Here is a 17,252-nt window from a genome sequence, read left to right as displayed (position 1 = left end):
AAAGTCCCCCTTTTTAAGGGGGATTTAGGGGGATCTCGAAGGGTTAGGTGTATACAAAAAAAACTTTTCAGACATCCTCTGAGGTTCATATCCATCGCCTGTAACTTCTTGCACTTGCTCAATGCAAGCTTTCAACTTTTCCGCTAATACCTGAACGTGGGGCAGATTCATCATCGTCACATGATTACCTGGGACAAAATGGACATTCACTGGTTCGGCAGAAAATTTGCTCCAGCCCCAGTGCAAATCCTGCAAAATATCAGAAAGCACTTCACTATTAGATTCATCAACTTTGACGATATTCTCCTTGGCGCGTAAGAGAGTAATTTTGGTTGGATAAATCTCTTGTGGTACATAATTCACTACAGCGTTAGCTTTGAGCCGTTGCACCATATTATTAAGCTGCGTAATTTCATCGTCAGGAGGCAAGATATCAGCATTTTTTAACCTTTCTAGAACGTATTTCAACTGATCTTCCCAAACCATAGATTGAAGAGTCTCGACAGAACAATCCATGTTTTTGCCGTAAACAACTTCGATTGTGTCTGCTAATTCAGCCAACCATTTAGTGTTATCCAAATCAAAAGCTGATGGATTTTTCTGATGAAATGGTGCTGTAGTATCAAGAATGGCAACTAAAGCAACCTTATGACCTTTACGAAGTAACTGCTGCGCCATTTCAAAGGCTAATTTACCGCCAAAAGAATGCCCTGCTAAAAAATACGGCCCCTTTGGTTGAACAACTAAGAGTTCTTGAATATAACGGGCGGCTACATCCTCAACTTGGGTAATTAGTTCTTCTCCTTCACCAGGAGCAATTGCTTGGAAACTGTAAAATGGTTGGTCTGAACCCAGACAACGGGCTAAATCATACAAGTAAAAGGGATAGCCCGCAGCCCCTGGAAGACAAAACAAAGGTGGCTTAGAACCGTGCGGCTGAAGTATTACCAAGGGAGATCCACTCTTAGAATCTGAATCGAATGGTACAATAGTTGCCAATTGTTCAATAGTTGGATTTTGGTAAAGGCTGGCGATCGCAATATCTTTACCAAACTGTTTTTTAATTTGAGCCATTAAGTAAGGAGTTAAAAGAGAGTGACCACCGAGGTCAAAGAAATTATCTTTTACTCCTACTTTGTCAACTTTCAAAACTCTTGACCAGATTTGCGTTAGTTCCAGTTCTACTTGGTTGCGTGGAGCAACATATTTGTCTGAATTATTGCTGTGTAAATCTGGTGCAGGCAATGCACGGCGATCTACTTTGCCGCTAGGAGTGAGTGGCATCTCTTCCAACATCACAAAAGTGCTTGGCACCATGTAGTCTGGTAGCTTTGCTTTCAGGAATTGTCGGAGTTCGCTGATTGTGGGTGTAGAGTTCTGATGTGCTACCAGGTAGGCAACTAGCCTTTTATCACCCGGAGTGTCTTCGTGGGCAATGATACAACATCCCTCCACATCTCCATACTGACTCAGTACTGCTTCAACTTCTCCCAATTCAATGCGGAAGCCTCGCACCTTAACCTGATTGTCAATACGTCCCAGGTATTCGATGTTGCCATCTGGTAAATAGCGGGCTAAATCCCCTGTTTTGTAGAGGCGATCGGAATTAAAGGTTTCCCCTCTGCTCCCCTGCTCCCCTGCTCCTCTGCTTCTTTTGAAGGGATTGGGGATAAATCTCTGTTGTGTTAACTCTGGCCGGTTGAGATAGCCTCGCGCCAAAGAGACACCACCAATGTGCAATTCTCCTGCTACACCCACGGGTACAGGCTGTAGGTACTTATCCAGGATGTAAATTTGCGTGTTAGCAATGGGACGACCAATAGGAGGCAGTAGCGGCCAAGTCTCTACTGAGTTATTCAGAGTAAAAGTGATAATTACATGGCTTTCCGATGGCCCGTAATGATTGTGCAAAGTACAATCAGTTAGTTTGCTTAACCATTGAGAAATCGCCGGAGTCATCTGCAACTGTTCCCCAGCAGTAATGATTTCCCGCAGATGACTATTAACTAATTCACTACCAACAGCGACTTCAGCTAGTTGCTGTAAGGCAACAAAGGGAACAAACAGTCTCTCAACAGCTTTTTCTTGGAGAAAACCTAACAAAGCTGAGGTATCTCGGCGCAATTCCTCCGTAATTAAGAACAATGTGCCTCCCGAAAACCAGGTAGTAAACATTTCTTGGAAGGAGACATCAAAGCTAATAGGAGCAAATTGCAGCGTTTTTGCTCCAGTGGAAATTGTATTATTTTGAAGTTGCCACAGAATCAGATTGCAAAGAGCAAGCTGATTCATGGCTACACCTTTAGGTTGACCTGTAGAACCAGAGGTATAAATTACATAAGCTAAGTTATTAGCTTGTACACCAGATATGAGATTATCCTGACTCGACTGAGAAATCATCTGCCAGTCAGTATCCAAATAGACTTGGTGAGCTTGATGCTGGGGTAGTTTGTCGAGGAGTGAATGTTGGGTTAGCAACACTGAAACTTGAGCATCTTCTAACATGAAAGCCAAACGCTCTTGAGGGTAGTTTGGATCAAGTGGCACATAAGCCCCACCAGCTTTGAGAATGCCAAGTAGTCCTACTACCATATCTAGCGATCGCTCTACACAAATGCCTACCAGCACATCTGCGGATACTCCTAAAGACTTCAGGTAGTGCGCCAACTGGTTAGCACGGCAGTTTAACTGCTGGTAAGTGAGTTGTTGATTTACTCTCCGAGAAGCCTCGCTGCGCTCGTCTACAAACTCCACTGCGATCGCATTGGGTGTACGTTCTACTTGTTCCTCAAACAACTGATGGATAGATTTATCACGGGGATAATCCGTCTGAGTATTGTTCCATTCAACTAATAACTGCTGTTGCTCTGTCTGTGATAGCAGAGGCAATTGCGAAATCCGCTCCTCTGGGTTAGCGACAATTCCAGAGAGCAATGTCACAAAATGTCCAGTCATCCGTTCAATTGTGCTGGCATCAAATAAGTCAGTGTTATATTCCCATACACCCGCCAATCCATTACCAGTGTTCTGTATTGATAAAAACAAATCAAACTTGGCAGTTGCGCTTTCTACTGGCAAAGAACTGATAGTTAAATCAGTAAGCTCTATCTCAGATATAGGCACATTCTGGAGGGCAAACATGACTTGGAAAAGTGGTGTATGACTGAGATCCCGTTCTGGCTGCAATACTTCTACTAGCATTTCAAAAGGTAAGTCCTGATGAGCATAAGCATCTATTGCCATCAATCGAACGCGACCAAGTAATTCGTTAAAGCTGCGATCGCCTGATAAGTCAGTACGTAACACTAAAGTATTGACAAAAAAGCCAATTAACCCTTCAATTTCATTACGATTACGGTTTGCAATTGGCGAACCCACCAAAATATCTTCCGTACCTGTGTAGCGGTAAAGCAGCGTATCAAACGCTGCCAACAACGTCATAAAGAGAGTACAACCTTGCTCCTGGCTCAGTTTTGTCAGCTTATTGCTTAACTCAACTGAGAGTGCAAACTCTTGATGTCCACCAGCGAAAGTCTGCACAGATCCTCTGGGTCGATCTGTTGGTAAGGACAACAAGGCTGGTGCAGCTTTTAGTTGTTGTTGCCAGTAACTTAGTTGAGTTTGCAGTACCGAGCCTTGCAACCAATTTCTTTGCCAGATAGCAAAATCTGCGTACTGAATCGACAGTGGTGTTAAAGCTGACGGCTCACCTTGAGAGTAAGCGTTGTACAGTGCTGCTAGTTCTTGGATAAACACACCCATTGACCAAGCATCAGAGACAATATGGTGCATACATACACTCAAAACGTGTTCTGTCTCGGACAGCACAATTAATGTTGCCCTAACTAATGCTTGATTTGCTAAGTCAAACGGTTGATTAGCTTGTTGTTGCGCTAATTGCTGTGTAGCAATTTCTTGTTCAGTTGTTGATAAATGCTTCAAGTCAACAACTGAAACTGTCCAATTCCTTTGTGTTTGAATAATTTGAGAAGGTTTGCCATCAACTATCACAAAGTTGGTGCGTAAGGCTTCGTGGCGATTAATGATTTCATACAAGCTTTGTTCTAAGGCAACTTGATTAAGTGTTCCGACTAGACACAAAGCCATAGGAATGTTGTATATGGCACTGTTCGGCTCGAACTGGTCTAAAAACCATAAACGCTGTTGAGCATAAGACAGTGGTAATTCTGCATTCTCTGCCCTTGGTAAGATGGGTGGAGAAACCAATTCTAAGTCTTGTTGCTGCAATTGCTCAATCGAACGCGCTAATTCGGCAACTGTTGTTCTGGCAAAGAACTCACGCAATGGTAGTTCCACTTTGAAAATGTTGCGGATACGTGAAACTAGTTGCGTTGCTAGCAGTGAGTGTCCCCCAAGTTCAAAGAAGTTATCATATATACCTACTTGGTCTACTTTTAGGGCTTGTGTCCAAATTTGCGCCAGGATTTCTTCAATTGGGCTACGCGGGGCGACAAAACTTATTTCCAGTCCCTCACGAGAGTCTGGCGCTCTCAATGCGCGACGGTCTACCTTGCCGTTGGGAGTCAGAGGTAAAGACTCTAGCATCACAAAAGCATGAGGTATCATATATTGTGGCAGTTGACTAGAAAGAAACGATCGCAACTGGCTGATTGTAGCTGGATGCTGTTTATGTCCTACCACGTAGGCGACTAAGCGTTTATCACCAGGATTATCTTTACGGGCAATAACACAACCTGCCTGCACATCCTCATGTTGGTTCAGTAATTCTTCAATTTCTCCCAACTCGATACGGAAGCCCCGAATTTTTACCTGATTGTCGATGCGTCCCAGGTATTCAATATTGCCATCTGGTAAATAGCGTGCTAAATCTCCGGTTTTATATAATTTGCTCTCTCCTGCTCCCTTAAACGGGTTGGGAATAAATTTTTCTTTTGTCAACTCTGGACGATTAAGGTAGCCTCGTGCCAACCCCAAACCACCAATGTGCAATTCACCTGGTACACCAATCGGTACTGGTTGCAGATATTCATCTAAAATATAAACCTGGACGTTAGCGATCGCCTTACCAATAGATATTTTATTGTCATCTTCAGTGCATTTTGCGATTGTGGCACAGACACTAGCTTCTGTTGGCCCGTAGGCATTGAAGAAGTTTCTGCCAGCAGACCATTGTCTGATTAATTCAGCTGAACTTGCTTCTCCCGCTACAATTATTGTTTGCAGTGCCGACAGTTCCGACCCAGGCATAACTGCTAACGCCGATGGTGGTAGGGTGATATGGGTAATGCTGCGATCGCGTAATTGCTCAATTAATGGCTTCCCTGGCAGTAGAGAGTCTTTTGTTCCGAGATATAGCGTTGCACCTGACCCCAGAGCCATCAAAATTTCTGAGATGGAAGCATCAAAACTGAAGGAGGCAAACTGGAGAACGCGACTATCCGAAGTCAAGCCAAAAGTTTGAATCTGAGCTTGAGCTAAGTTACATAATCCCTTATGCTCAACCATCACACCTTTAGGTTTACCTGTTGAACCAGAAGTGTAAATCAGATTAGCTAGATGAAAAGCTTTGACTTTACTGATTGGGTTATCTTGGTTATTTTGGGCAATTTGTTCCCAGGTTTCATCTAAACAGATAAGTTTTGCTTGATGCTCAGGAAGTCTGTCAATAAGTCGCTGTTGAGTCAACAGTATAGAAACTTGAGCATCTTCTAACATGAAAGCCAAACGCTCAGTAGGATACTCTGGGTCAAGTGGTACATAAGCTCCGCCTGCCTTGAGAATCCCCAACAGTCCTACCACCATTTCTATTGAGCGTTCTACACAAATACCCACCAGCGTATCTGGTTTTATACCCAAAGACTTGAGGTAGTGCGCCAACTGGTTAGCACAACTATTCAACTGGTGGTAAGTTAGTTGTTGATTTTCAAACACCACAGCTACAGCATCGGGTGTACTCACAGATTGCTCCTCAAACAACTGATGAATACACTTATCAACAGGATAGTCTGCTTGAGTATTGTTCCATTCAACTAATAACTGCTGTTGCTCTGTCTGTGACAGCAAAGGCAATTGCGAAATCCGTTCCTCTGGGTTAGCAATAATTCCCTCAAGCAATGTCACAAAATGCCCTGCCATCCGCTCAATTGTGCTGGCATCAAATAAGTCAGTGTTATATTCCCATATCCCCACTAGTCCAGCAGCTGAGTTGTGCATTGATAAAGTTAAATTAAACTTAGCAATTGTGCTTTGGGGTGGCAAAGAACTGATAGTTAAGCCAGCAAGTTCTACTCCAGACATGGGCGTATTCTGGAGTACAAACATCACCTGGAATAGTGGCGGATGGCTGAGATCCCGTTCTGGTTGTAATGCCTCAACTAGCATTTCAAATGGCAACTCTTGATGAGAGTATGCTCCTAGAGCTATTTGCCGAACGCGAGAGAGTAATTCGCTAAAACTGGGATTGCCTGATAAGTCAGTACGCAACACTAAAGTATTGACAAAAAAGCCAATTAACCCTTCAATTTCACTGTGTTCGCGGTTTGCGATCGCAGACCCTACCAAAATGTCTAATTGTCCTGTGTAGCGGTAAAGTAGGGTATCAAAGGCTGCCAAAAGTGTCATGAACAAAGTCACCCCTTGTTTCTGGCTCAGTTGTGTCAGCTGATTACTTAACTCAACTGAGAGGGCAAACTCTTGAATTGCGCCAGCGAAAGTCTGTACAGCAGGTCTTGGTCGGTCTGTAGGTAGGGACAACAAGGCTGGTGCATCTTTTAGTTGTTGTTGCCAGTACGAGATTTGATTTTGTAGTACCTCTCCTTGCAACCACTCTCTTTGCCAAATGCCAAAATCTGCGTACTGAATCGGCAGTGGTGTTAAAGGTGACGGTTCACCTTGAGAATAAGCGTTGTATAGTGCTGCTAGTTCTTGGACAAATACACCCAATGACCAAGCATCAGAGACAATATGGTGCATACACAGTAACAATATGTGTTCTGTCTTGGACAGCACAATTAATGTCGCTCTGATTAATGCTCCCTCTGCCAAGTCAAAAGGCTGAATCGCTTGTTGTTGCGCTAATTGCTGTGTAACGATTTCTTGTTCGCTTAGTGGCAGATGTTCGCACTCAACAACTGAAACTGTCCAATTAATTTGTGTTTGAATAATTTGAGAAGGTTTTCCATCAACCGTAATGAAATTAGTGCGTAACGCTTCATGACGATCAATAATTTCTTGAAAGCTTTGTTCTAAGGCAGCCCGATTGAGATTTCCCACTAGACGCAAAGCTAAAGGGATGTTGTATATGGCACTGTTCGGCTCTAACTGGTCTAAAAACCACAAACGCTGTTGAGCATAAGATAGGGGTAATTCTTCAGTCATCATCTTTTGCTCCTTGGTAGAATGCGTGGAACAGTTAGGTCTAAGTTTTGTTGCTGTAACTTGCCGATTAATGGCGCTAATTCAACGATGGTCGGGGCATTAAACAATTCGTGTAAAGGCAGCTGGACTTTGAAGCGATCGCGGATACGTGAAACTAGTTGCGTTGCTAGTAGCGAGTGTCCCCCAAGTTCAAAGAAGTTATCATGTATGCCTACTTGCTCTACTTTCAGCACTTGTGACCAAATTTGTACCAGTATTTCTTCAATCGGAGTGCGCGAGGCTACATATTTTTCTGTGCGATCGCTGTGTAAATCTGGTGCAGGTAAAGCGCGACGGTCTACTTTCCCGTTAGGAGTAAGTGGCATTGATTCCAACATCACAAAAGCGTTTGGCACCATGTAGTCTGGTAGCTTTGCTTTCAGAAATTGCCGTAGTTCATTGATTGTGGGTGTATGCTGATGCGGCACGATGTAGGCAACTAAGCGTTTATCACCTGGATTGTCTTCGTGGGCGGTGACTACAGATGCCTGCACATCGTCATGTTGGTTCAGTAATGCCTCAATTTCTCCCAACTCGATGCGGAAACCGCGAATTTTTATTTGGTTGTCAATTCGTCCCAGGTATTCAAGATTACCATCAGGCAACCATCTGGCTAAATCGCCAGTTTTGTAGATTCGTTCTTTTTTACCAAATAAATCGAGTTCGATGAATTTTTCAACTGTGAGTTCGGGACGGTTGAGATAGCCACGGGCTAAACCAGCCCCGGCAATACAAAGTTCCCCAGGAATGCCGACAGGCAGGAGTTGGTTTTGGTTGTCTAAAATGTAAATACGTACATTGGCAATTGGCTGTCCGATTAATAAATCACCCGCCAGATCCCTTTTTCCAGTTGCTTCGTAGACACAACACCCGACAACCGCTTCTGTCGGCCCATATTCGTTAATCAGGCGGGTATCAGGAGCATGAGTCAACCAGGGAATTATTTGGTTAGCGTGTAATGCCTCACCGCCTAAAACAAAGGCATTGACCCGATTCGGCATGGTCTCAGGCTCAATTTGCTGATTCAGGATTTCCAGATGCGAAGGTGTGATTTTGACCAGGGATAGATGATTATTTTGTTTAACAATGTCTGCTAGAAGCTGCAACTCTTGTTTTTCTCTTACCAAGATTGTGGTACGCCCACAAATTAGCGGCAGGTACAGTGATGTAATGGTTGCATCAAAGCTCAGAGAAGACTGCACAGGCGTACCTTGTCCTTGTGCTACTGCGTAGTAGTCTTTAGCCCAATGTAAATAATTACTTAAACCTCGGTGCGGTAGTTGTACCCCTTTGGGTTGCCCTGTAGAGCCTGATGTGTAGATTACATAAGCTAAATCATCGGGCTGACTTTGCCGACTGGGGTTTTCTGTAGATTGGTTGGCAAAGTTATCGCGATCTAAACACAGTATGGAAGGGCATTGGGCAAGCGTTTCTTTGTTGTCAGTCCCTGATCCCCAATTCTCAGCCCCCAATTTAAGTTGACTATGAGTGAGCAAAACCTTTGCCCTACAGTCTTGCAGCATGAAACGAATCCGCTCTTGTGGGTAGTTAGGGTCAATTGGCACATAAGCCCCACCCGCCTTAAGAATGCCCAACAATCCCACCACCATTTCTATTGAGCGTTCCACACAAATACCCACAAGCACATCTGCGGATACTCCCAAAGACTTGAGGTAGTGCGCCAACTGGTTAGCGCGACTATTCAACTGCTGGTAAGTGAGTTGTTGATTTTCAAATACAACTGCTACTGCATCGGGTGTGCTATCAACCTGCTCCTCAAACAACTGATGGATGCACTTATCAAGGGGATAATCTGCCTGAGTATCGTTCCATTCCACTAATAATTGATGCTGTTCAACTTCTGTCAGCAGAGGCAATTGTGAGATTTGCTGTTCTGGGTTAGCAACAATTCCTTCGAGCAATGTCACAAAATGCCCACTCATGCGCTTAATTGTGCTGGCATCAAATAAGTCAGTGTTATATTCCCATACACCCACCAGTCCATTACCAGTGTTCTGCATTAGTAAGGTAAGATCAAACTTGGCAGTTATGCTTTCTGCCATCAATGGAGTGACACTCAATCCAGGCAACTCTACTTCAGACAAAGGCACATTCTGGAGGGCAAACATCACTTGGAACAATGGTGTATGACTGAGGTCTCTGTGTGGTTGCAATGCTTCCACCAGCATTTCAAAAGGCAAATTCTGATAAGTGTATGCCTCCATTGCCATTTCTCGAACGCGACCCAGTAATTTACTAAAGCTCGGATTACCTGCCAAGTTAGTACGCATAACTAAGGTATTGACAAAAAAGCCAATCAACCCTTCTATCTCACTGCGATCGCGGTTAGCAATTGGCGAACCCACCAAAATATCTTCCGTACCTGTGTAGCGGTAAAGTAGCGTATCAAACGCTGCCAACAACGTCATAAAGAGAGTACAACCTTGCTCCTGGCTCAGTTTTGTCAGCTTATTGCTTAACTCAACTGAGAGTGCAAACTCTTGATGTCCACCAGCGAAAGTCTGCACAGATCCTCTGGGTCGGTCTGTTGGTAGGGACAACAAGGCTGGTGCATCTTTGAGTTGTTGTTGCCAGTAACTCAGTTGGCTTTGCAGTACGTCTCCTTGCAACCATTGTCTTTGCCAAATAGCAAAATCTGCATACTGAATCGGCAGTGGTGCTAAAGGTGACGGTTGAGCTTGAGAATAAGCGTTGTACAGTGCTGCCAGTTCTTGAAGAAACACACTCATTGACCAACCATCAGAGACAATATGGTGCATACACACTAATAAGATTTGTTCTGTCTCGGATAGCACTAGTAATGTCGCCCTAACTAATGCTTGATTTGCCAGGTCAAAAGGCTCAATAGCTTGTTGTCGCACTAATTGCTGTGTAGTAATTTCTTGTTCAGTTGTTGATAAATGCTTTAAGCTAACAACTGAAACTGTCCAATTCGTTTGTGTTTGAATAATTTGAGAAGGTTTTCCATTAACGGTTACAAAATTGGTGCGTAAGGCTTCGTGGCGATTAATGATTTCATACAAGCTTTGTTCTAAAGCAACTTGATTAAGAATTCCGACTAGACGTAAAGATAAAGGAATGTTGTATATGGCACTGTTTGGCTCGAACTGGTCTAAAAACCATAAACGCTGTTGAGCATAGGACAGTGGTAATTCTGCATTCTCTGCCCTTGGTAAGATGGGTGGAGAAACTAATTCTAAGTCTTGTTGCTGAAATTGCTCAATCGAACGCGCCAATTCAAAAACTGTTGCTGAGGTAAACAATTCACGCAATGGTAGTTCCACTTTGAACCAGGTGCGGATACGTGAAACCAGTTGTGTTGCTAGTAGTGAGTGTCCCCCAAGTTCAAAGAAGTTATCGCGTATGCCTACAAGCTCTAGTTTCAGCACTTGTGCCCAAAGGAGTGCCAGCATTTCTTCAATCGGAGTGCGTGGGGCGACATATTTTTCTAGTATTGTGGTGTCTAAGTCTGGTTTTGGTAAGGCGCGGCGGTCTACTTTGCCGTTGGGAGTCAGGGGTAAGGATTTCAAGATTACAAAAGCACTTGGCACCATGTACTCTGGCAGCTTTGCTTTGAGGAATTGCCGTAGTTCGCTGATTGCGGGTTTACAGTCCTGATGTGCTACCAAGTAAGCAACTAAACGTTTATCACCAGGATTATCTTGACGAGCAATAACACAAGATGCTTGCACATCCTCATGTTGGCTCAGGACTGTTTCTATTTCTCCCAACTCAATGCGGAAACCACGTATTTTTACTTGATTGTCAATTCGTCCCAGGTATTCAATTGTGCCATCTGGTAAATAGCGGGCTAAATCCCCTGTTTTGTAGAGGCGATCAGAATTAAAGGTTTCTCCTCTGCTCCTCTGCTCCCCTGCTCCTCTGCTTCTTTTGAAGGGGTTAGAGATAAATTTCTCTTGTGTCAATTGTGGACGGTTAAGGTAGCCTTTTGCTAAACCTAAACCACCGATATGCAATTCTCCTGCTACACCTACAGGAACTGGTTGTAAGTGTGAATCTAAAATGTAAAATTGAGTGTTGGCTATGGGACGACCAATGGGTGCGATTGCGCGGAGCGTTGCGCTCCGCGCAATCGCACTTCTAGCTTCTAGTTGCGTTGACTCATTCCTAAGTTGGCAAATACTCGACCAAATTGTTGTTTCTGTCGGCCCATAGAGATTCCATACTTGGGAACCAGTTTCTAGTAATTGATGGGCTAATTGAGGTGGTAAGGCTTCTCCCCCACACAAGAGTTTCATTCCCAACTGTTGAGTAGATAAGCCGGAAGCTACCAGCATTTGCCAAGTCGCTGGAGTCGCTTGCATCACCGTTGTGCTTGAGTGCTGTAACTCTAGTAACAGCCTAGCGCCATCACTGGCGACTTCACGCGAAACTACTACTACCTTCGCTCCTACCACCAGTGGCAAATATAGTTCCAAAGCCGCAATGTCAAAGGATATGGTAGTAACGGCACAGAAAGTATCAGAGTCAGTTAATCCTGGACAATGACTCATGGAAGCTAAAAAGTTGACTACACAGTTGTGGTTAACTTGAACTCCTTTTGGCTGGCCCGTGGAACCTGAAGTATAAATTACATAAGCCAAGTTTTCTGGTTTGCTGCCAGTGAGTGGATTTTCTCGACTGTGTTGCTCAATGAGTTGGCGATCGCTATCCAAACATACTACCTGTGCGGTATGCTCTGGCAAAGATTCCAATAATGATTGCTGAGTTAACAACACTGGCAGCGCCGCATCATCTAATATGAAACTCAAACGTTGTTGGGGATAGTCTGGGTCAAGTGGCACATAAGCCCCACCCGCCTTGAGGATGCCCAGTAATCCCACAACCATTTCTATGGAGCGCTCCACACAAATACCCACCAGCACATCTGCGGACACTCCCAAAGACTGCAAGTAATTTGCCAACTGGTTAGCGCGACAGTTTAATTGGTAGTAAGTAAGTTGTTGGTTTTCAAATATAACCGCTACAGCATCGGGGGTGCGCTGAACTTGCTCCTCAAATAACTGATAGATGCACAAATCTTGTGGATAATCTACTCCTGTATCGTTCCACTCCACTAATAATTGATGCTGCTCAACTTCTGTCAGCAGGGGCAATTGTGAGATTTGCTGTTCTGGGTTAGCAATAATTCCCTCAAGCAATGTCACAAAATGGCCCGTCATCCGCTCAATTGTGCTGGCATCAAATAAGTCAGTGTTATATTCCCATACACCCACCAGTCCAGTAGCAGTATTCTGCATGAATAAATTTAAATCAAACTTGGCAGTTCTGCTTTCTGGCATCAATGGAGTGACACTTACCCCAGCCAACTCTACTCCAGACAAAGGCACATTCTGAAGTGCAAACATCACTTGGAACAATGGTGTATGACTGAGGTCTCTTTGTGGTTGCAATGCTTCCACCAGCATTTCAAAAGGCAAATTCTGATAAGTGTATGCCTCCATTGCCATTTCTCGAACACGAGTCAGTAATTCACTAAAGCTCGGATTACCTGCCAAGTTAGTACGCATCACTAAGGTGTTGACAAAAAAGCCAATCAACCCTTCTATCTCACTGCGATCGCGGTTAGCAATGGGAGATCCCACCAAAATGTCTTCTGTACCTGTGTAGCGGTAAAGCAGGGTATCATAAGCTGCCAACAGTGTCATAAACAAGGTTACTCCTTGCTTTTGACTTAGTTGTATCAATCCTTGAGTGAGCTTCTGTGAGAGTGCAAACTCTTGATGTGCGCCAGCGAAAGTTTGCACAGCAGGTCTTGGTCGGTCTGTGGGTAGAGACAACAAGGCTGGTGCATCTTTGAGTTGCTGTTGCCAGTAATTTAGTTGGCTTTGCAGTACGCCTCCTTGCAACCATTGTCTTTGCCACAGTGCAAAATCTGCATACTGAATCGGCAGTGGTGCTAAAGGTGACGGTTGAGCTTGAGAATAAGCGTTGTACAGTGCTGCCAGTTCTTGAAGAAACACACCCATTGACCAACCATCAGAGACAATATGGTGCATACACACTAACAAGATGTGTTCTGTCTCGGACAGCACTAGTAATGTCGCCCTAACTAATGCTTTATTTGCCAGGTCAAAAGGCTCAATAGCTTGTTGTCGCACTAATTGCTGTGTAACGATTTCTTGTTCAGTTGTTGATAAATGCTTTAAGCCAACAACTGAAACTGTCCAATTCCTTTGTGTTTGAATAATTTGAGTTGGTTGTCCATTAACGGTTAAAAAATTGGTGCGTAAGGCTTCGTGGCGATTAATAATTTCATAAAAGCTTTGTTCTAAAGCAACTTGATTAAGTGTTCCGACTAGACGTAAAGCTAAGGGGATGTTGTATAAGGCACTGTTCGGCTCGAACTGGTCTAAAAACCACAGACGCTGTTGAGCATAAGACAGTAGTAATTGAGCATTCTCTGTCCTTTGTGTGATGAATGGTGTAGAAAGTTCTAAGTCCTGTTGCTGCAATCGCCCAATCGATTGCGCCAATTCGACAACTGTTGCTGAGGCAAACAATTCACGCAATGGTAGTTCCACTTTGAACCAGGTGCGGATACGTGAAACCAGTTGTGTTGCTAGTAGTGAGTGTCCTCCAAGTTCAAAGAAGTTATCATATATGCCTACAAGCTCTAGTTTCAGCACTTGCGCCCAAAGGAGTGCCAGCATTTCCTCAATGGGTGTGCGCGGGGCAACATATTTTTCTAGTATTGTGGTATCTAAATCTGGTTTTGGTAAGGCGCGGCGGTCAACTTTGCCATTTGAAGTCAGGGGTAAGGATTCCAAGATTACAAAAGCACTTGGCACCATGTACTCTGGCAGCTTTGTTTTGAGGAATTGTCGTAGTTCGCTGATTGCGGGTTTACAGTCCTGATGCGCTACCACATAGGCCACTAGACGTTTATCACCAGGAGTATCCTCACGGGCGATGACACAAGATAACTGCACATCACTATGTTGGCTCAATACTGCTTCAATTTCGCTCAACTCAATGCGAAAACCACGTATTTTTACTTGGTCGTCAATACGTCCGATGTATTCTATATTGCCATCATTTAAATAGCGTGCTTTATCCCCAGTTTTGTAGAGGCGGGAATGTGGTTCATCACTAAAAGGGTGGGGGATGAATTTTTCTTGTGTTAACTCTGGACGTTTAAGGTAGCCTTTTGCTAATCCTGCACCACCAATATGCAATTCTCCTGGCACACCTACAGGTACTGGCTGTAAATAAGAGTCCAAGATGTAGATTTCAATATTGGCTATGGGGCGACCGATGGGTGGTGAAATATTATTATCCCGCCCATTAGAAACTACTAGTCCTGAAGTTGTGACAACAGTATTTTCAGTTGGGCCATAATTATTCACTACCTGGAAAGGGAGTAAACCTGATGGATATCGATGAAGCTTATCCCCCCCAGTTAGCATAGTTCGCAAAGTTGTACTTTCTGGCCATTCCAGAGACAATAATTGCTCTGCCATTGGTGTTGGCAGAAAACTGATAGTAATCTTTTTCGATTCCAACCAATCTTGCAAATCTACTGGGGATAGAAGAATTTCAGGTTTGACTAAATATATACTTGCTCCTGCGGTCAGATAAGGCCACAATTCCCATACAGCAGCATCAAATGCTGTTCCTGCTAGCTGAGTAGCTTTGTCTAAGGTCGTGATTTTAAAAGTGCGTTGATGCCAGAACACCAAATTTAGCAATCCTTGATGGGCAATCAGCACTCCCTTGGGTTGACCTGTAGAACCAGAGGTGTAAATCACATAAGCCAAATTAGTTGCTTGTGTCTCAGGTATTAAATTATCCTGGCTTAACTGAGAAATGAGCTGCCAGTCGGCATCTAAACAAACACGCTGTGCAGTATGCTCAGGCAATCTGTCGAGGAGTTTCTGCTGAGTCAGCAATACTGAAACTTGAGCATCTTCTAACATCAAGCGCAAACGCTCGGTAGGATAGTCTGAAGCAAGTGGCAAATAAGCGCCACCCGCCTTCAGAATCCCTAGCAGTCCCACCACCATTTCTAAGGAACGCTCTACACAAATACCCACTAGCACATCGGCTTTTACACCCAAAGACTTTAGGTAGTGCGCCAACTGGTTAGCGCGACAGTTTAATTCATGGTATGTAAGATGTTGATTTTCATACACCACTGCTACAGCATCGGGAGTACGTTCAACCTGCTCCTCAAATAACTGATGAATACATTTATCTTGGGGATAATCTACCCCTGTATCATTCCACTTTAGTAATAACTGCTGTTGTTCAATTTCTGTTAGCAGAGGCAATTGTGAAATCTGCTCTTGAGGGTTAGCAACAATTCCTTCGAGCAATGTTTGGAAATGCCCCCTCATCCGCTCGATTGTGCTGGCATCAAACAAGTCAGCATTGTACTGCCACACACTCACCAATCCAGTTGCAGTATTCTGCATTGATAAAGTTAAATCAAACTTGGCAGTTGCACTTTGGGCTGGCAAGGAACTGATAGTTAAGCCAGCAAGCTCTACTTCAGATATGGGCGCATTCTGGAGGACAAACATCACCTGAAACAGTGGTGTATGGCTGAGGTCGCGTTGTGGCTGCAATGCTTTTACTAACTCCTCAAAGGGCAAGTCTGGATGAGCGTAAGCTTGCAGTGTCAGTTGCCGCACTCGACTTAGCAATTGCTGAAAACTGGGGTTGCCCGACAAATCGGTACGTAATACTAAAGTGTTGACAAAAAAGCCAATTAACCCTTCAAGTTCCAAGCGATCGCGGTTAGCAATGGGCGTACCCACTACAATGTCATCGGAGTCTGTATAGCGATAAAGCAAGGTGACAAATGCCGCAAACAGCGTCATGAATAGGGTGGCTCCCTCTTGCCTAGTGAAATTAGCGATCGCTTCACTCAGTTCAACTGAAAATTCTCCATATTGAATTTCGCCCCGAAAAGTTTGAATCGCTGGTCTTGGTCTGTCTGTGGGTAATTCTAGTAAGGTAGGAGCGTTTTTGAGGAGTTGCTTCCAGTAATCAAGCTGTGTTTGGAGTACTTCTGTTTGCAACCATTGTCGCTGCCAAATCGCAAAGTCGGCATACTGAATTGGTAGCTCAGGTAGCTGTGGTGACAAGTTATTGCAGAGGGCTGAGTAAATGGTTGCTAACTCGCGCATCAATACGCCTATTGACCAACCATCTACTACAATATGGTGTATTGTTAGTACCAAAGCGTGTTCTACCTCTGTGAGTTTAACCACAGAAGCTCGGATTAAAGGAGAACTAGCAAGGTCAAAGGGTCGATTAGCTTCAGTTGTGGCTAATTGTTGGCAAGCGATTTCTCTTTCACTTTCAGGTAATTCTGATAAGTCTACTATTGGCACATTTAAGTTTAAGCTGTCAGTAATTACCTGGACTGGCTGCTCGTTGATAGTGCGGAAGTTAGTACGTAAAGCTTCGTGGCGATCAATAATTTTGTTGAGGCTTTGCTCTAACGCCACGACGTTCAATTTACCGTGAAGTTTTAGAGCTGCTTGTTCGTTATAGGAGGGGTTATCTGGTTCCAACTGGTTTAATAACCAGAGTCGTTCTTGGGCAAAAGACAGAGGTAAGTTCTGAGGACGCTCGGCTTTGATCGGGGGGAAATCTGTATCGGTGTCCGCATTTTTTTCATGCAGCAAGAAGATAAGTTCTGCTTTATTTTTAGCTAATAAGTCACGAGTTTCTAGTGTCAATACCCCTTTTGGAGCATTAACACGCAATTGCTCACCTTCAACCCACAACTTTACACCCTGTTTACTAAGATCAACTACCAATTGTTCGATATTCACAGAAACATTACCTCTACTCGCCTA

Annotated in this window: 2 protein-coding genes; both read right to left on the bottom strand. The window is 44.0% G+C overall.

The genetic code is table 11. The features are described 5' to 3' along the window. Nucleotides 1–24: 24 nt before the first annotated feature. Nucleotides 25–7,362 carry an amino acid adenylation domain-containing protein gene (locus tag H6G92_RS40895; protein ID WP_190895480.1) on the bottom strand — a complete coding sequence of 2,446 codons (7,338 nt, stop codon included), beginning with the start codon at nucleotides 7,360–7,362 and terminating at the stop codon, nucleotides 25–27. Next, entirely contained in the window at nucleotides 7,359–17,228 is a 9,870-nt protein-coding gene (locus H6G92_RS40890; RefSeq protein WP_190895479.1) for a non-ribosomal peptide synthetase, read from the bottom strand. Before H6G92_RS40890 ends, H6G92_RS40895 begins: the two co-directional genes overlap by 4 nt. Nucleotides 17,229–17,252 lie beyond the last annotated feature (24 nt).

This window comes from Nostoc foliaceum FACHB-393 (assembly GCF_014698505.1).
In the GTDB taxonomy this organism is placed as follows: domain Bacteria; phylum Cyanobacteriota; class Cyanobacteriia; order Cyanobacteriales; family Nostocaceae; genus Nostoc; species Nostoc foliaceum_A.
The sequence above is the reverse complement of the archived record's forward strand: the minus strand, read 5'-3'. Positions and strand labels throughout refer to the sequence as shown.

Excerpts from the sequence above, each read along its gene's own strand:
- H6G92_RS40895 (WP_190895480.1), bottom strand. The coding sequence starts at position 7,362 with ATGATGACTGAAGAATTACCCCTATCTTATGCTCAACAGCGTTTGTGG.